14 protein-coding genes are annotated in these 17,140 nt (G+C 73.8%); all 14 read left to right on the top strand.

Translation table 11 applies throughout. The features are described 5' to 3' along the window. The first annotated feature begins 18 nt into the window (after window positions 1-18). Window positions 19-1,197 carry a glutamine-hydrolyzing carbamoyl-phosphate synthase small subunit gene (carA, locus tag ABIH81_RS27470; protein WP_349877799.1) on the top strand — a complete coding sequence of 393 codons (1,179 nt, stop codon included), beginning with the start codon at window positions 19-21 and terminating at the stop codon, window positions 1,195-1,197. After that, window positions 1,190-4,537: a carbamoyl-phosphate synthase large subunit gene (gene carB, locus ABIH81_RS27465; protein ID WP_349877798.1), complete on the top strand. Its 3,348-nt coding sequence runs from the start codon at window positions 1,190-1,192 to the stop codon at window positions 4,535-4,537. Before carA ends, carB begins: the two co-directional genes overlap by 8 nt. A 112-nt stretch (window positions 4,538-4,649) precedes the next feature. After that, window positions 4,650-5,663, top strand: coding sequence for a quinone-dependent dihydroorotate dehydrogenase (locus ABIH81_RS27460; protein WP_349877797.1), 1,014 nt, complete (start codon window positions 4,650-4,652; stop codon window positions 5,661-5,663). Window positions 5,664-5,832: 169 nt separating this feature from the next. Continuing rightward, the gene (locus ABIH81_RS27455; RefSeq protein WP_349877796.1) at window positions 5,833-7,107 is read left to right on the top strand and encodes an adenosylmethionine--8-amino-7-oxononanoate transaminase; all 1,275 of its coding nucleotides are present in this window, start codon (window positions 5,833-5,835) and stop codon (window positions 7,105-7,107) included. Window positions 7,108-7,194: 87 nt separating this feature from the next. After that, complete coding sequence (gene pyrF / locus ABIH81_RS27450) at window positions 7,195-8,034, top strand: orotidine-5'-phosphate decarboxylase (RefSeq protein ID WP_349877795.1); 840 nt, start codon at window positions 7,195-7,197, stop codon at window positions 8,032-8,034. A gap of 175 nt (window positions 8,035-8,209) precedes the next feature. Beyond that, entirely contained in the window at window positions 8,210-8,527 is a 318-nt protein-coding gene (mihF, locus tag ABIH81_RS27445; protein ID WP_013285515.1) for an integration host factor, actinobacterial type, read from the top strand. Between the two features lie 25 nt (window positions 8,528-8,552). Continuing rightward, window positions 8,553-9,104, top strand: a complete 552-nt coding sequence (locus ABIH81_RS27440; protein WP_349877794.1) for a guanylate kinase — start codon at window positions 8,553-8,555, stop codon at window positions 9,102-9,104. Window positions 9,105-9,107: 3 nt separating this feature from the next. Next, window positions 9,108-9,374: a DNA-directed RNA polymerase subunit omega gene (gene rpoZ / locus ABIH81_RS27435; RefSeq protein ID WP_013285517.1), complete on the top strand. Its 267-nt coding sequence runs from the start codon at window positions 9,108-9,110 to the stop codon at window positions 9,372-9,374. Between the two features lie 14 nt (window positions 9,375-9,388). Beyond that, window positions 9,389-10,597 (top strand): bifunctional phosphopantothenoylcysteine decarboxylase/phosphopantothenate--cysteine ligase CoaBC, encoded by a 1,209-nt coding sequence (coaBC, locus tag ABIH81_RS27430; RefSeq protein WP_349877793.1) that lies wholly within the window; start codon window positions 9,389-9,391, stop codon window positions 10,595-10,597. A gap of 97 nt (window positions 10,598-10,694) precedes the next feature. Then, entirely contained in the window at window positions 10,695-11,885 is a 1,191-nt protein-coding gene (gene metK, locus ABIH81_RS27425; protein ID WP_013285519.1) for a methionine adenosyltransferase, read from the top strand. A 59-nt stretch (window positions 11,886-11,944) separates the two neighbouring features. Continuing rightward, window positions 11,945-13,972, top strand: coding sequence for a primosomal protein N' (locus tag ABIH81_RS27420; RefSeq protein WP_349877792.1), 2,028 nt, complete (start codon window positions 11,945-11,947; stop codon window positions 13,970-13,972). Between the two features lie 226 nt (window positions 13,973-14,198). After that, window positions 14,199-15,179 carry an AAA family ATPase gene (locus tag ABIH81_RS27415; RefSeq protein WP_349877791.1) on the top strand — a complete coding sequence of 327 codons (981 nt, stop codon included), beginning with the start codon at window positions 14,199-14,201 and terminating at the stop codon, window positions 15,177-15,179. 94 nt (window positions 15,180-15,273) lie between these two features. Further along, on the top strand, window positions 15,274-16,536 hold the full coding sequence (locus tag ABIH81_RS27410; RefSeq protein ID WP_349877790.1) for a cytochrome P450: 1,263 nt from the start codon (window positions 15,274-15,276) through the stop codon (window positions 16,534-16,536). A gap of 42 nt (window positions 16,537-16,578) precedes the next feature. Beyond that, on the top strand, window positions 16,579-17,139 hold the full coding sequence (gene def, locus ABIH81_RS27405) for a peptide deformylase (RefSeq protein ID WP_349877789.1): 561 nt from the start codon (window positions 16,579-16,581) through the stop codon (window positions 17,137-17,139). Window position 17,140 lies beyond the last annotated feature (1 nt).

The following is a 17,140-nucleotide window of genomic DNA, read 5'->3' as shown; positions in this document are numbered from 1 at the left end:
GAACGAAAGGCCGGCACAGTGAGCAATAGGCGTAGGCCCGCGATCCTCGTCCTGGAGGACGGGCGCACGTTCCACGGCGAGGCGTACGGCAGCGTCGGGGAGACCTTCGGCGAGGCCGTCTTCAACACCGGCATGACCGGCTACCAGGAGACGCTCACCGACCCCTCGTACCACCGGCAGGTGGTGGTGCAGACCGCGCCGCACATCGGCAACACCGGCGTCAACGCCGAGGACGACGAGTCCGACCGGATCTGGGTGGCCGGATACGTGGTGCGCGACCCGGCCCGGATCAGCTCCAACTGGCGGGCCGGCGGCGGCCTGGAGGACCGGCTCGCCGCCGAGGGCGTCGTCGGCATCAGCGGGGTGGACACCCGGGCGCTGACCCGGCACCTGCGCGAGCGCGGCGCGATGCGGGTCGGCATCTCCAGCGTCGAGGACGACCCGGCCGCCCTGCTGGAGCGGGTGCGCCGCTCGCCGCAGATGGTCGGCGCGAACCTGTCCGACGAGGTGACCACCGCCAAGCCGTACGTCGTCGAGGCGCAGGGCGAGCACCGGTTCACGGTGGCCGCGGTGGACCTGGGCATCAAGCGCAACGTGCCGCGGCGGCTCGCCGCCCGCGGCGTCACCACCCATGTGCTGCCCGCCGGGTCGACGATCGAGGATCTGCTCGCCACCGGCGCGGACGCGGTCTTCTTCTCGCCCGGCCCGGGCGACCCGGCGACCGCCGACGGCCCGGTGGCGCTGGCCCGGGAGGTGCTGACCCGGCGGATCCCGCTGTTCGGCATCTGCTTCGGCAGCCAGATCCTCGGCCGGGCGCTCGGCTTCGGCACCTACAAGCTCGGGTACGGCCACCGCGGCATCAACCAGCCGGTGCTCGACCGGGCCACCGGCAAGGTCGAGGTGACCAGCCACAACCACGGCTTCGCGGTGCAGGTGCCGGGTGCCGGGGACGGCGCGGTGGTGCCGGATCAGGTGATCCAGACCGAGTTCGGCGGTGTCCAGGTGTCACACGTCTGCCTCAATGACAACGTGGTCGAGGGGCTGCGGGCCGTGGACGTGCCCGCCTTCACCGTCCAGTACCACCCGGAGGCGGCGGCCGGCCCGCACGACGCGGACTACCTCTTCGACCGCTTCGCCGAGTTGATCGAAGGCGGCGGCCTCGACCGGAAGCAGACTGAGGGGCGCGACAATGCCTAAGCGGACCGACCTCAAGCACGTCCTGGTGATCGGCTCCGGGCCGATCGTGATCGGACAGGCCTGCGAGTTCGACTACTCCGGCACCCAGGCCTGCCGGGTGCTGCGCAGCGAGGGGATCCGGGTCAGCCTGGTCAACTCCAACCCGGCGACGATCATGACGGACCCGGAGTTCGCCGACGCCACGTACGTCGAGCCGATCACGCCGGAGTTCGTCGAGCTGGTCATCGCCAAGGAGCGCCCCGACGCGCTGCTGCCGACGCTCGGCGGGCAGACCGCGCTGAACACCGCCGTCGCCCTGCACGAGGCCGGTGTGCTGGAGAAGTACGGCGTCGAGCTGATCGGCGCGAACATCGAGGCGATCAACCGGGGCGAGGACCGGCAGCTGTTCAAGGAGATCGTCGCGAAGGCCGGCGTACGGCTGGGCCTGGCGGATCCGTCCGCGCTGGTGCCCCGTTCGCGGGTCTGCCACTCGATGGACGAGGTCCGCGAGACGGTCGCCGAGCTGGGCCTGCCGGTGGTCATCCGGCCGTCGTTCACCATGGGCGGCCTCGGTTCCGGCATGGCGCACACCGACGAGGACCTGGAGCGCATCGCCGGCGCGGGCCTGGCGGCCAGCCCGGTGCACGAGGTGCTCATCGAGGAGAGCGTGCTCGGCTGGAAGGAGTACGAGCTCGAACTGATGCGCGACCGCCACGACAACGTGGTGGTGGTCTGCTCGATCGAGAACGTCGACCCGATGGGCGTGCACACCGGCGACAGCGTCACCGTCGCCCCGTCGATGACGCTCACCGACCGGGAGTACCAGCGGCTGCGTGACCTCGGCATCGCGGTGCTGCGCGAGGTCGGTGTGGACACCGGCGGCTGCAACATCCAGTTCGCGGTGAACCCGGCCGACGGCCGGATCGTCGTGATCGAGATGAACCCGCGCGTGTCGCGCTCCTCGGCGCTGGCGTCGAAGGCCACCGGCTTCCCGATCGCGAAGATCGCCGCGAAGCTGGCCATCGGTTACACGCTCGACGAGATCCCGAACGACATCACGCTGAAGACGCCGGCCGCGTTCGAGCCGACGCTCGACTACGTGGTGGTGAAGATCCCCCGGTTCGCGTTCGAGAAGTTCCCCGGCGCGGACCCGGAGCTGACCACCACGATGAAGTCGGTGGGCGAGGCGATGAGCCTGGGCCGCAACTTCACCGAGGCGCTGAACAAGGCGATGCGCTCGATGGAAACCAAGGCGTCCGGTTTCTGGACCGTGCCGGACCCCGACGGCGCCACCAAGGAGAACACCCTGGCGGCGCTGCGGACGCCGCACGACGGCCGGCTCTACACGGTCGAGCGGGCGCTGCGCCTCGGCGCGTCGATCGCCGAGGTGTCCGAGGCGTCCGGCGGCATCGACCCGTGGTTCCTGGACCAGATCGCCTCGCTGGTCGAGCTGCGCGCCGAGATCGTGGACGCGCCGGTGCTCGACGCCGGCCTGCTGCGCCGGGCCAAGCGGGCCGGCCTGTCCGACCGGCAGCTCGCCGCGCTGCGTCCCGAGCTGGCCGCCGAGGACGGCGTACGCACGCTGCGGCACCGGCTCGGCGTCCGGCCGGTCTACAAGACGGTGGACACCTGCGCGGCCGAGTTCGAGGCGACCACGCCGTACCACTACTCGACGTACGACTCGGAGACCGAGGTGGCGCCCTCGGCCCGGCCGAAGGTGCTCATCCTGGGCTCCGGGCCGAACCGGATCGGGCAGGGCATCGAGTTCGACTACTCGTGCGTGCACGCGGTCCAGGCTCTCCGGGGCGTGGACTACGAGACGGTCATGGTCAACTGCAACCCGGAGACCGTCTCCACCGACTACGACACCGCCGACCGGCTCTACTTCGAGCCGCTGACGTTCGAGGACGTGCTGGAGGTCTGGCACGCCGAGGACACCTCCGGCAAGGAGGCGGGCGGCCCCGGCGTGATCGGGGTGGTCGTGCAGCTCGGCGGGCAGACCCCGCTCGGCCTGGCGCAGCGGCTCAAGAACGCCGGGGTGCCGATCGTGGGCACCTCCCCGGAGTCGATCCACCTGGCCGAGGAGCGCGGCGCGTTCGGCGCGGTGCTGGCCCGGGCCGGGCTGCGCGCGCCCGCGCACGGCATGGCCACCTCGTACGACGAGGCGAAGGCGATCGCCGACGAGATCGGGTACCCGGTGCTGGTCCGCCCCTCGTACGTGCTCGGCGGGCGCGGCATGGAGATCGTGTACGACGACGCCACGCTGCGCGACTACATCGGCCGGGCCACCGCCATCTCGCCGGACCGTCCGGTGCTCGTGGACCGGTTCCTGGACGACGCCATCGAGATCGACGTGGACGCCCTCGTGGACGCCGGCGGCGACGTCTACCTGGGCGGCGTGATGGAGCACATCGAGGAGGCCGGCATCCACTCCGGCGACTCGTCCTGCGCGCTGCCGCCGATCACCCTGGCCGGCTCGCACCTGGCCCAGGTGCGGCACTACACCGAGCAGATCGCCCGCGGCATCGGGGTGCGCGGCCTGCTCAACGTCCAGTACGCGTTGCAGGGCGACATGCTCTACGTGCTGGAGGCCAACCCGCGCGCCTCCCGGACCGTACCGTTCGTCTCGAAGGCCACGGCGGTGCCGCTGGCCAAGGCGGCGGCCCGGATCGCGCTCGGCGCCACCATCGCGCAGCTGCGCGCCGAGGGGATGCTGCCGCCCACCGGGGACGGCGGCACCATGCCGGCCGACGCGCCGATCGCGGTCAAGGAGGCGGTGCTGCCGTTCAAGCGGTTCCGCACCCCGTCCGGCAAGGGCATCGACGTGCTGCTCGGCCCGGAGATGAAGTCCACCGGCGAGGTGATGGGCATCGACACCGGCTTCGGCCAGGCGTTCGCCAAGTCGCAGGCCGCCGCGTACGGGTCGCTGCCGACCGCCGGGAAGATCTTCGTCTCGGTCGCCAACCGGGACAAGCGGGGCATGATCTTCCCGATCAAGCGCCTGGCCGACCTGGGCTTCGAGATCGTGGCCACCACCGGCACGGCCGAGGTGCTGCGCCGGCACGGCATCGCCTGCGAGCAGATCCGCAAACACTACGAGTCGGGCGAGGGCGCGGACGCGGTCTCGCTGATCCTCGGCGGGGACGTGGCGCTGGTGGTGAACACGCCGCAGGGCTCCGGGGCGAGCGCCCGTTCCGACGGGTACGAGATCCGCAGCGCGGCGGTGACCGCGGACATCCCCTGCGTCACCACCGTCCCCGGCGCCGCCGCCGCCGTCATGGGCATCGAGGCCCGCATCAACGGCGACCTGAAGGTCCGCCCGCTGCAGGATCTCCACGCCGCCCTCCGGGCGGGCGAGTGACCCCGCGCCTCCACGCGCCGATCATGAGGTTGGCGGCGGATATGGAGATCCACATCGCCGCCAACTTCATGATCAACGGTCAGGCCGGGCGGGCCGGGCGGGGGGCCGGGGCGTGATCTTCGAAAAGGTGGTGCGGCCCCGGCTGTTCTCGCTCGCGGGCGGGGACGCGGAGGGGGCGCACGAGTGGACGCTGGAGCGGCTGGCCGCGGTGTCGCGTCGGCCGGCGGTCCTCGCCGCGCTGCGGGCGGCGTACTTCCGGCCGGCGCCGCGCACCGTGTTCGGGGTGCGCTTCCCCAACCCGGTCGGGCTGGCGGCCGGCATGGACAAGAACGGACTCGCGTTGCCGGCCTGGCCTGCGCTGGGCTTCGGCTTCGTCGAGGTCGGCACCGTGACCGCGCACGCCCAGCCGGGCAACCCCCGGCCCCGGCTGTTCCGGCTGCGCGACAGCGAAGCGGTGATCAACCGGATGGGCTTCAACAACGCGGGCGCGGCGGCGCTCGCGGACCGGCTGGCCGCGTTGCCGCGCCCGCTCGGCGTGCCGCTGGGCATCTCGCTCGGCAAGTCCAAGGTGACCCCGCTGGACGAGGCGGTCGAGGACTACCTCGCCTCCTACCGGGCGCTCAAGGAGCACGGCGACTACTTCGCGGTGAACGTGTCCTCACCGAACACCCCGGGGCTGCGGTCGCTTCAGGACCGGTCCCATCTGGACGCGTTGCTCGCCGCGCTGGTGGGGGAGAAGCCGGTACTGGTGAAGATCGCCCCGGACCTGAGCGAGCCGGCCGTGGCCGAGCTGCTGGAGGTCTGCCTCGACCGGGGCGCGGCCGGGGTCATCGCCACCAACACCACGCTCGCCCGTGACGGGCTCGCCCCGGCCGACCGGGAGCGTGCCGCCGAGGCCGGCGGGTTGTCCGGCCGGCCGCTGACCGCCCGGGCCCGGGAGATGGTCGCCTTCGTGCACCGGGAGACCGGCGGCCGGCTGCCGGTGATCGGCGTGGGCGGCATCCTCCACCCGGACGACGCCACCCGCATGTTCGACGCCGGCGCCGCCCTGCTCCAGCTCTACACCGGCTTCATCTACCGGGGCCCCGCCCTGACACGAGCCATAACCCGGACCACCCGACCCTGACCCCGACCCCGACCCCGACCCCGACCCCGACCCCGACCCCTGCGCGATCTTGCACTTCCGGCCCCGGCATACCACCGCGTTCCGGGCGTGGCGGGGGCGGCAACTGCAAGATCAGCGAGGGAGAGCGGGGAGCGGGGGAGGGGTGCGGGGCGGCGGAGGAGGAGGAGACGTGACGCCTGAGGAGATTCTGGAGGCCGACCGGCGGCACGTGTGGCATCCGTATACCGCCATGCCTTCCGCCGGCGCGCCGTACGTCGTCGACAGCGCGGAAGGGGTGCGGCTGCGGCTCGCCGACGGGCGGGAGCTGGTCGACGGCATGTCGTCGTGGTGGGCGGCGATCCACGGCTACCGGCACCCGGTGCTCGACGCCGCGGTGACCGACCAGCTCGGGCGGATGAGCCACGTGATGTTCGGCGGGCTCACCCACGAGCCCGCCGTACGCCTGGCCCGCACGCTCGTCGAGCTGACCCCGGACGGCCTGGAACACGTCTTCCTGGCCGACTCCGGCTCGGTCAGCGTCGAGGTCGCGGTGAAGATGTGCCTGCAGTACCAGCGGGCGCTGGGACGCCCGCAGCGCCGCCGGCTGGGCACCTGGCGGGGCGGCTACCACGGCGACACGTTCCACCCGATGAGCGTCTGCGACCCGGAGGGCGGCATGCACCACCTCTGGGGCGACGTGCTGCCCCGGCAGGTGTTCGCGCCGGTGCCGCCGCCCGGCTTCGACGCGGCACCGGACCCGGCGTACGAGGCGGCGCTGGTGGAAGCGGTGGAGCGGCACGCCGACGAGCTGGCCGCGGTGATCGTGGAGCCGGTGGTCCAGGGCGCCGGCGGGATGCGGTTCCACCACCCGCAGTACCTGCGCGTGCTGCGCGAGGTGACCCGCAGGCACGGCATCCTGCTGGTGTTCGACGAGATCGCCACCGGCTTCGGCCGGACCGGCCGGATGTTCGCCGCCGAGCACGCCGCCGTCACCCCGGACGTGCTCTGCGTCGGCAAGGCGCTCACCGGCGGGTACCTGACGCTCGCCGCGGCGCTGTGCACGCCCGAGGTGGCGCGGGCCGTCTCCGCCGGCGGGGTGCTGGCGCACGGGCCGACGTTCATGGGCAACCCGCTCGCCTGCGCCGTCGCCAACGCCTCCCTGGACCTGCTGCGGGCCGGGGACTGGGCGGGACGGGTGGCGGGCGTCGCCGAGGGCCTGCGGGCCGGTCTGGCGCCGTTGCGGGACGCGCCCGGCGTGGCCGACGTACGCGTGCTCGGCGCGATCGGGGTGGTGCAGCTCGACCACGAGGTGGACCTGCCCCGGGCGACCGCCGCCGCGGTGGCCGAGGGGGTGTGGCTGCGCCCGTTCCGGGATCTCGTCTACACGATGCCGCCGTACGTCTGCGACGCCGCGGACGTGGCACGGATCGCGGCCGGAGTGGCCGCGGCGGTCAAGGCCGGCTGAGCCCGGCCGAGTTCGACAGGGCGCGACGGGAGGCCCGTCGCCGGACACGCCAGGCGGCCGGGAGCCGCCGGGAGAGGGAGAGACGCGATGGAGACGTTCGGCGCCCGCCTGCACCGGGCCGTGGCGGAACGAGGGCCGCTCTGCGTCGGGATCGACCCGCACCCCGGGTTGCTGACCGCCTGGGGCCTGTCCGACGACGTGGCGGGCCTGGAGCGGTTCTGCGCCACCGTGGTGGAGGCGATCGGTGACCGGGTCGCCGTGGTCAAGCCGCAGTCGGCGTTCTTCGAGCGCTTCGGCGCCCGGGGTGTCGGTGTGCTTGAGTCAACTATCCGACAGTTGCGAGATTTCGGAGCGCTCACTCTGCTTGACGTCAAGCGTGGTGACATCGGCTCGACCGTCGCCGCGTACGCCTCGGCGTACCTCGATCCATCCAGCCCTCTGTATGTCGATGCGGTCACCGCGAGCCCTTACCTGGGAGTAGGTTCGCTCGCCCCGATGTTCTCCACCGCCGCCGAGCACGGTGGCGGGGTCTTCGTCCTGGCGCTCACCTCCAACCCGGAGGGCGCCTCCGTGCAGCGCGCCGTGGGCGCCGACGGGCGCACCGTCGCGCAGACCGTGATCGACGAGATTTCCCAGCTCAACCGGGGTGCGGAGCCGCTGGGCAGCGTCGGCCTGGTGGTCGGCGCGACAGTCGGTGAGACGGGTCACGATCTGGACTCGGTCAACGGTCCGCTGCTCGCGCCGGGGCTGGGCGCGCAGGGCGGGACGCCTGCCGGGTTGCGTACCGTGTTCGGCGCCGCGCTGCCGTCGGTGCTTCCCTCGTACTCCCGGGAGGTGCTCGGCGCGGGCCCCGACCCGGCCGACCTGCGGGCCGCCACCGAGCGGGTGCTGGCCGACTGCCGGGCCGCACTGGGCGCGGCGGACTGACTGACGGCTCGGTCACTTTAGGTTGATCATCGCGCGTCCACGTTGCCGAAATCTCCGTTGACCGCTAGTTTTCCCCGCGCTGGGAACCACGGACCCCTTTGGTTGCCAGCGACACCACGTTTCACAGATGCGGTGGGGCGCTCAGCCCGCCGTACTAGGGACCTGAGGAGAACTGGTGCCGCTCCCGTCACTGACCCCCGAGCAGCGCGCTGCCGCGCTGGAGAAGGCCGCGGAGATCCGCAAGGCCCGCGCTGAGCTGAAGGAGCAGCTCAAGCAGGGCAAGACCACCCTCGCCACCGTCCTCGAGCGGGCCGAGTCCGACGACGTCGTGGGCAAGCTGAAGGTTTCGGCCGTGCTCCAGGCGATGCCGGGCATCGGCAAGATCCGGGCCACCCAGATCATGGAGAAGCTCAAGATCGCCGACAGCCGTCGCCTGCGCGGCCTCGGCGAGCAGCAGCGCAAGGCTCTGCTCGGAGAGTTCGCCGCCAACTGAACGGCCCGCCGTGTAGAAACAAGCGGTGAGCACGGATGACGAGGCGCGCTCGGCGGCTCGGCTCACTGTCCTGTCCGGTCCCTCCGGGGCCGGCCGGAGCAGTGTCGTCGAGGCGGTCCGGGCGCGCCTTGCGTCTGTCTGGGTGCCGGTGGTCGCCACCACCCGCCCACCCCGTCCGGACGAGCGCGACGGCGTCGACCGCGTCTTCCTCGACGCCCCCGGCTTCGACCGGCTGATCGCCGCGGGGGAGCTGCTGGAGTGGTGCCGGATCGGGCCGTACCGCCGGGGGGTGCCCCGGGCCGGGGTGCGGGCGCGGCTCGCCGAGGGACGGCCGGTGCTGCTGCCGCTGGACCTGGCCGGCGCGCTGGCGGTACGGGCGGCGGTGCCCGGCGCCCGGCTGGTGCTGCTCGCGCCGCCGGCGTACCGGGCCGACCCGGACGTGGCGGCCGTCTTCGCCCACGCCGTGGCACACGACCACACCGAGCGCGCCGCGGCGGAGCTGGTAGGATTGCTCGGTTCGTCCTTCCTGGCTCCGGCCCGACCGCCCGCGGGCGGCGCACGAGACGCAGAGGTTTAATTCGTGGGATCCATCGCCACCAACCCCGAGGGCATCACCAACCCGCCGATCGACGAGCTGCTCGAGAAGACCACCTCGAAGTACGCGCTGGTCATCTTCGCCGCCAAGCGCGCCCGTCAGGTCAACGCCTACTACAGCCAGCTCGGTGAGGGCCTCCTGGAGTACGTCGGCCCGCTGGTGGAGACCACCCCGCAGGAGAAGCCGCTCTCCATCGCCATGCGCGAGATCAACGCGGGCCTGCTCACCGCCGAGCCGACCGACCAGCCGTAACCGCGCCCGCGCCGATGCCCGCCGAGATCGTCCTCGGGGTCGGCGGCGGCATCGCCGCCTACAAGGCGTGTGAGCTGCTCCGGCTCTTCACCGAGTCGGGTCACCGGGTCCGGGTGGTGCCGACCGCCTCGGCGCTCCGCTTCGTCGGGGCGCCGACCTGGGCGGCCCTGTCCGGCCGGCCGGTCGCCGACGACGTCTGGTCCGACGTGCACGAGGTGCCGCACGTGCGGCTCGGGCAGCACGCCGACCTGGTCGTGGTCGCCCCGGCCACCGCCGACCTGCTCGCCAAGGCCGCCCACGGCCTCGCCGACGACCTGCTCACCAACACGCTGCTGACCGCGCGCTGCCCGGTGCTGCTGGCCCCGGCCATGCACACCGAGATGTGGGAGCACCCGGCGACCGTCGCGAACGTGGCCACGCTGCGCTCGCGGGGCGTGCGCGTGATCGAGCCGGCCGTGGGCCGGCTCACCGGGCGGGACACCGGCAAGGGCCGGCTGCCCGACCCGGCGGAGATCTTCGCGGTGGCCCGCCGGGCACTGGCCCGCGGCGCCGAGGCCGAGGCCGACCTGGCCGGGCGGCACGTGGTCGTCACCGCCGGGGGCACCCGCGAGCCGCTGGACCCGGTCCGGTTCCTGGGCAACCGGTCGTCCGGCAAGCAGGGGTACGCGTTCGCCCGCGCCGCCGTGGCCCGGGGCGCCCGGGTCACGCTCGTCGCGGCCAACGTGGCGCTGCCCGACCCGGCCGGGGTGGACCTGGTCCGGGTGGGCACCACCGAGGAGTTGCGCGACGCCACGCTCGCGGCGGCCGCCGGCGCGGACGCCGTGGTGATGGCCGCCGCACCCGCCGACTTCCGGCCGGCCAGCTACGCCAGCGGGAAGATCAAGAAGTCCGACGACGGCGTCGCGCCGACCATCGAGCTGGTCACCAACCCGGACATCGCCGTCGAGCTGGGGCGGCGGCGCCGGCCCGGACAGGTGCTGGTGATCTTCGCCGCGGAGACCGACGACGCGGAGGCCAACGGCCGGGCCAAGCTGGCCCGCAAGGGGGCCGACATGATCGTGGTCAACGAGGTCGGCGCGGACAAGGTCTTCGGCGCCGACACCAACGCGGCCACCGTGATCGGCGCCGACGGCGCCGTGCACCGGTTACCCGAGCAACCCAAGGAGGCCCTGGCCGACGCCGTCTGGGACCTCGTCTGTCAGCGGTTGCCGTCGCGTTCCTGACGGTTGGTCGCCCCGCGTTCATCGGGTCGCGGCGGAACGATGGTGACTAAACTGCCGCCGAGCGACCTTTAAAAGTCTTCACATGCTTAGGAGTGCCGTGACACGTCTCTTCACGTCCGAATCGGTCACGGAGGGCCACCCGGACAAGATCGCCGACCAGATCAGTGACGGCATTCTCGACGCGCTGCTCGCCCAGGACCCGCACAGCCGGGTCGCGGTGGAAACGTTGATCACCACCGGTCAGGTGCACGTGGCCGGCGAGGTGACCACCAAGGCGTACGCCGACATCCCGACCATCGTCCGCGAGACCATCCTCGGCATCGGCTACGACTCGTCGAAGAAGGGCTTCGACGGGGCGTCCTGCGGCGTCAGCGTGTCCATCGGCGCGCAGTCGCCGGACATCGCCCAGGGTGTCGACAACGCGTTCGAGCTGCGTACCGGTGGGTCGGAGAGCGCGCTGGACGCGCAGGGCGCCGGTGACCAGGGCATGATGTTCGGCTTCGCCTGCTCCGAGACGCCCGAGCTGATGCCGCTGCCGATCGCGCTGGCGCACCGGCTGGCCCGCCGGCTCGCCGCGGTCCGCAAGGACGGCACGATCCCGTACCTGCGGCCGGACGGCAAGACCCAGGTCACCATCGAGTACGACGGGCTGCGCCCGGTCCGGCTCGACACCGTCGTCGTGTCCAGCCAGCACGCGGCGGACATCTCGCTGGAGTCGCTGCTCACCCCGGACATCCGGGACCACGTCATCGCCCCGGAGCTGGAGGGCCTCGGTCTGGAGACCGAGGGCTACCGGCTGCTGGTGAACCCGACCGGGCGGTTCGAGATCGGCGGCCCGATGGGTGACGCCGGCCTGACCGGTCGGAAGATCATCGTGGACACGTACGGCGGGTACGCCCGGCACGGCGGCGGCGCGTTCTCCGGCAAGGACCCGTCGAAGGTCGACCGGTCGGCCGCGTACGCGATGCGCTGGGTGGCCAAGAACGTGGTCGCCGCCGGGCTGGCCGAGCGGTGCGAGGCGCAGGTCGCGTACGCGATCGGCAAGGCGCACCCGGTGAGCCTGTTCATCGAGACGTTCGGCACCGAGACCGTGCCGGTCGCCTCGATCGAGAAGGCCGTGGCCGAGGTGTTCGACCTGCGTCCGGCCGCCATCATCCGGGATCTGCACCTGCTGCGCCCGATCTACCAGCAGACCGCCGCGTACGGCCACTTCGGCCGGGAGCTGCCGGAGCTGACCTGGGAGGGCACCGACCGGGCCGCCGACCTCAAGTCGGCCGCGGGAGCCTGACCGCCACCACGCGCCGCGACCGGCGACCCGCACAGGGGTCGCCGGTCGCGCGCGTCTGCGTGGACGTGCCGCTGCCCCACCTCGACCGCCCGTTCGACTACCTGGTGCCGGAGGCGCTCGACGCCGACGCCCGGCCGGGGGTACGGGTGAAGGTGCGGTTCGCCGGGCAGCTCGTCGACGGCTGGCTGCTGGAGCGCGCCGAGTCGTCCGAGCACCCGAAGCTGGCGTACCTGGAGAAGGTCGTGTCCCCGGTGCCGGTGCTGTCCCCGGAGGTGGCCCGCCTGGCCCGCGCGGTCGCCGACAGGTACGCCGGCAGCCTCGCCGACGTGCTCCGGCTGGCCGTGCCGCCCCGGCACGCCCGCGCCGAGAAGGCCGTCACCGCCGCGGCCGCGTCACCCACCGACGCGCCCGCGCCCGACGGCGGCCCCGCCGGCGGCACCGCGCCCGACGGGAGCACCGCGCCCGCGGGCGTACCGCCCGAGGCCGCCGACGCGGACGCCCAGCCGGGTGCCCGGGTGGGTGGCCGGGCGGAGGTGGATCCGCGCGGCTGGCGGGACTACCCGGCCGGGCCGGCGCTGCTGCGCGCGCTCACCGACGGCCGGCCCGCCCGCGCGGTCTGGTCGGCGCTGCCGGGGGAGGACTGGGCCGAGCGGTACGCCGACGCGGCCGCCGCCACGGTGGCCGGTGGCCGGGGCGCCGTGGTCGTGGTGGCCGACGCCCGTGACCTGGACCGCCTCGACGCCGCCCTGACCGCCGTGCTCGGCGCGGGACGGCACGTCCGGCTCACCGCCGCCGACGGCCCGGCGCGCCGCTACCGGGCCTTCCTCACCGCCCGGACGGGCGAGGTGGACGTGGTCATCGGCACCCGGGCCGCGATGTTCGCCCCGGTGCGGCGGCTCGGCCTGGTGGCCGTCTGGGACGACGGCGACGACCTGCACGCCGAACCGCGCGCGCCCTACCCGCACGCCCGGGACGTGCTGCTCACCCGGGCGCAGCTCGGCGACATCGCCGCCCTGGTCGGCGGCTACGCGCGTACCGCCGAGGCGCAGTTGCTGGTGGAGACCGGCTGGGCGCGCGAGGTGGTGGCCGACCGGGCGGTGGTGCGCGCGCGTACCCCGGCCATGGCCCCCACCGGCGACGACCCGCAACTGGCCCGCGATCCCGGCGCGGCCTCGGCGCGGCTGCCGAGCCTGGCCTGGACCACCGCCCGGGACGCGCTGCGCGCGGACCTGCCGGTGCTGGTGCAGGTGCCGCGCCGGGGGTACGTGCCGTCGGTGGCCTGCGCCGACTGCCGCGCCCCGGCCCGCTGCCCGCACTGCGCCGGGCCGCTGGCGCTGCCCTCGGCGCAGGGCACGCCCGCCTGCCGCTGGTGCGGCCGGGTGGCCGCCGCGTACGCCTGCCCGGAGTGCGGCGGGCGGCGGCTGCGCGCCTCGGTGACCGGCGCCCGGCGGACCGCCGAGGAGCTGGGCCGGGCGTTCCCCGGCGTGCCGGTGCGGACCTCGGGGCGGGAGGAGGTGCTGGCGAGCGTGCCGGGCGGGGCCGGACTGGTGATCGCCACCCCGGGCGCCGAGCCGGTCGCCGAGGGCGGCTACGGCGCGGTGCTGCTGCTCGACTCGTGGGCGCTGCTGACCCGGGCCGACCTGCGGGCCGGCGAGGAGGCGCTGCGGCGGTGGATGGCCGCCGCGGCCCTGGCCCGGCCCGGTACGGCCGGCGGCCGGGTGGTGGTGGTCGCCGACGGCGCGCTGGCCCCGGTACAGGCGTTGCTGCGCTGGGACTCCGCCTGGTTCGCCGCGCGGGAACTGGCCGAGCGGCGGGAACTGGGCTTCCCGCCGGCGGTGCGGATGGCGAGCGTCACCGGCGCGGCCGAGGCGGTGGCCGACCTGCTCGCCGGCGCCCGCCTGCCGGGCGACGCCGAGGTGCTCGGCCCGGTGCCGGCCGAGGAGGGCCGGGAGCGGATGCTGGTACGCGTGCCCCGGTCCCGGGCCGCCGCGATGGCCGAGGCGCTGCACGCCGCCGCCGGGCAGCGCAGCGCCCGCAAGGCGGCCGACCCGGTACGGCTCCAGGTCGATCCGCTCACGCTGTTCTGACGAATGCAGGCGGGTGTGACAGTGCGCACGCGGACCCTCGCGTACGGTCGTGAGCTGGGGTTTGCCGCACACCTGGTCCGGCAATCGAGTAGCGGGCGGTGATAGCATCGCCCGTCATGCCCAGCCGCGCGGTTTCCCCGCGCGGGACGCGGCGCGGCGGGTGCCAGAGCACGTCGGGCCGACACTCGATGTCGTCAGTCAGCCGGTGAGCAGGGGTGGACCAGTCGTGACCGTTCGTCAGTCGATCGTCTTCAACGGTGACCTCGGCAGTGGCAAGAGCACCGTCTCGGTCGAGATCGCCAAGCGGCTCGGGCTGCGCCGGGTCAGCGTCGGCGACCTCTACCGCCAGATGGCCCAGGAGCGGCAGATGACCGCTCTCCAGCTCAACCTGCACGCCGAGCTGGACCAGGCCGTCGACGGCTACGTCGACCAGCTCCAGCGCGACATCGCCGCCTCCGGCGAGTCCCTGGTCATGGACTCCCGCCTGGCCTGGCACTTCTTCACCGACGCGCTCAAGGTGCACATGATCACCGAGCCGACCGAGGCGGCCCGGCGCGTGCTGGCCCGTCCGTCCGGCCCGGCCGAGAGCTACACCTCGCTGGAGGAGGCGCGGGCCAAGCTGCGCGAGCGCAGCGAGAGCGAGCGCGGCCGGTTCATCGTCCGGTACGGCGTCGACAAGGCCCGCCTGCGCAACTACGACCTGGTCTGCGACACCACCCGGGCCAACCCGGAGCAGGTCATCCAGCACATCATCGACGTCTACGAGGGCCGCCTGGGCGCGGACGTGCTGCGCGCCGGCCAGCCGTTGCTGCTGCTCGACCCGACCCGGGTGTACCCCACCGAGGACGTGTCGACGCTGCGCGGCCTCTGGGACTCCGGCGCCGCCGCCGAGGCGGCCGGCAGCGGCGACGAGCCGGAGCCGCTGAGCATCGGCTACACCGGCGAGTACTTCTTCGTCGTGGACGGGCACCGGCGGCTCAGCGCGGCGGTGCGCGCCGGGCTGCCGATGGTCCCGGCCCGGCTGGTCGCCGAGGTGGACGAGCCGGTGGTCGGCGGGATCAGCGCTGTCGACTTCTTCACCGCGCAGGCCCGCCCGGGGCTGATCCACGACTGGGAGGACGCGCACGGCATCACGCTGCCGCTGCCGGAGCACGCGCTGCTCGACGGCGGCCCGGTGCTCGCCGGGGAGCCGGGCGCCGGCGCCTGACCGCGCGGGACACCGCCACCTCGCCGTCACGGGTTCACCCGATCCGGCGCGCCGGAGCATGATGAAGGCCTCCGATGCCTGGGGAGGCGGAATCGTGGATCCGACCGACGCGCTCGCGCTGCTGATGTCCCCCGAGGGCCGTCTCGACCCCTATCCGACGTACGAGCGGCTGCGGGCGCACGGTCCGGTGGTCCAGGCCGGGCCGGTCTTCTACGTGGTCACCGGGTACGCGGAGGCCGACGCGATCCTGCGCGACGCCCGGTTCGGTGTGATGGACGACGTGCTGCGTGACCAGTTCATGCCCGGCTGGCGGGAGAGCCCGGCGGTGCTGTCGATCTCCCGGTCGATGCTGCGCACCAACCCGCCCGACCACAGCCGGATGCGGCGGCTGGCCGCGGGCGCGTTCACCCCGCGCCGGATCGCCGCCATGCGGGACGTGGTGCGGGCGCAGGCCGACGAGCTGGTCGACGGGATGCTCGCCGCCGACGGGCCGGTCGACTTCATGGCCGCGTTCGCGTACCCCCTGCCGGTCGGCGTGATCTGCGCGCTGCTCGGCGTGCCGGCGGCGGACCGGCCGTTGTTCCGGCGCTGGGCCACCGACCTGACCGGCGTGCTCGAACCGGAGATCACCGCCGACGAGCTGGCGGTGGCCGACCGGGGCGCGGCCGAGCTGCGGAGCTACTTCACCGAACTGGTGGCGGCCCGCCGCCGGGCCCCGGCCGACGACCTCACCACCGCGCTGGTCCAGGCCCACGACGGCGGTGACCGGCTCTCCGGCGACGAGCTGCTGGCCAACCTGATCGTGCTGCTGGTGGCCGGTTTCGAGACCACCACCAACCTGCTCGGCAACGGCCTGGTGGCGCTGCTGGACCGTCCGCGCGCCGCGGCGGCGCTGCGCGAGCGGCCCGACCTCGCGCCCGCCTACGTCGACGAGCTGCTGCGCTACGACTCGCCGGTGCAGCTCACCTCGCGGATGAGCACCGCGCCGTCCCGCTACGGCGACGTCGACCTGCCGCCGGAGAGCTGGGTCATCGTGCTGCTCGGCGCGGCCAACCGCGATCCCCGCCGCTATCCGGATCCGGGCCGCTTCGACCCGTGGCGGGCGCAGATCGCGCCGCTGTCCTTCGGCGCCGGGCCGCACTACTGCCTCGGCGCGGCGCTGGCCCGGCTGGAGGCGCAGGTGGCGTTCCCGCTGCTGCTGCGCCGGCTGCCCGGGCTGGCCGTGGCGGGCCGGCCCGAGCGGCGGGTCCGGCTCACCCTGCGTGGTCACGCCACGCTGCCGGTGACCGTGGGGCGGGAGGCGGCCCCGGTCACCGTTCCCGGTACGCGACCCGGGGCGGCCGGGCCGACTCCGTAGACTGGACGCGCATCGTTCGACCCAGACAAGGAGCCACGCCGAGTGACCGTCCAGCCCATCCGTCTGTTCGGCGATCCGGTGCTGCGCACGCCGGCCGACCCGGTCGTCGACTTCGACGCCGAGCTGCGCAAGCTGATCGCCGACCTGACCGACACGATGCGCGAGCAGAGCGGCGCCGGCCTGGCCGCGCCGCAGCTCGGGGTGGGCCTGCGGGTGTTCACCTTCGACGTCGACGACGTCCTCGGTCACCTGGTCAACCCGGTGCTGGAGTTCCCGGACTCCGAGGAGCAGGACGGCCCGGAGGGCTGCCTGTCCATCCCCGGGCTCTACTTCGACACCAAGCGCCGGCAGAACGTGATCGCCAGGGGCTTCAACGGCTACGGCGACCCGTTGCAGATCGTCGGCACCGGCCTGATGGCCCGCTGCGTGCAGCACGAGACCGACCACCTCGACGGGGTCCTCTTCGTCGATCGGCTCGACCCGGCCGGCCGCAAGGAGGCCATGAAGGCGATCCGCCAGGCCGAGTGGTACGACCAGGCCGCGCCGCCCACCGTGAAGCTCAGCCCGCACGCCGCCGGCAACCCGTTCGGCCTGGGGCGGTGAC

Origin of the sequence: Micromonospora sp. HUAS YX12 (assembly GCF_040215685.1) — a bacterium.
In the GTDB taxonomy this organism is placed as follows: Bacteria; Actinomycetota; Actinomycetes; order Mycobacteriales; family Micromonosporaceae; genus Micromonospora; species Micromonospora tulbaghiae.
This window is presented reverse-complemented; position numbering and strand designations above follow the sequence as displayed.

What these genes read in the sequence shown, in the direction of transcription:
- carB (WP_349877798.1), top strand. Translation starts at nt 1,190, where the DNA reads ATGCCTAAGCGGACCGACCTCAAGCACGTCCTGGTGATCGGCTCCGGG.
- pyrF (WP_349877795.1), top strand. Translation starts at nt 7,195, where the DNA reads ATGGAGACGTTCGGCGCCCGCCTGCACCGGGCCGTGGCGGAACGAGGG.
- coaBC (WP_349877793.1), top strand. Translation starts at nt 9,389, where the DNA reads ATGCCCGCCGAGATCGTCCTCGGGGTCGGCGGCGGCATCGCCGCCTAC.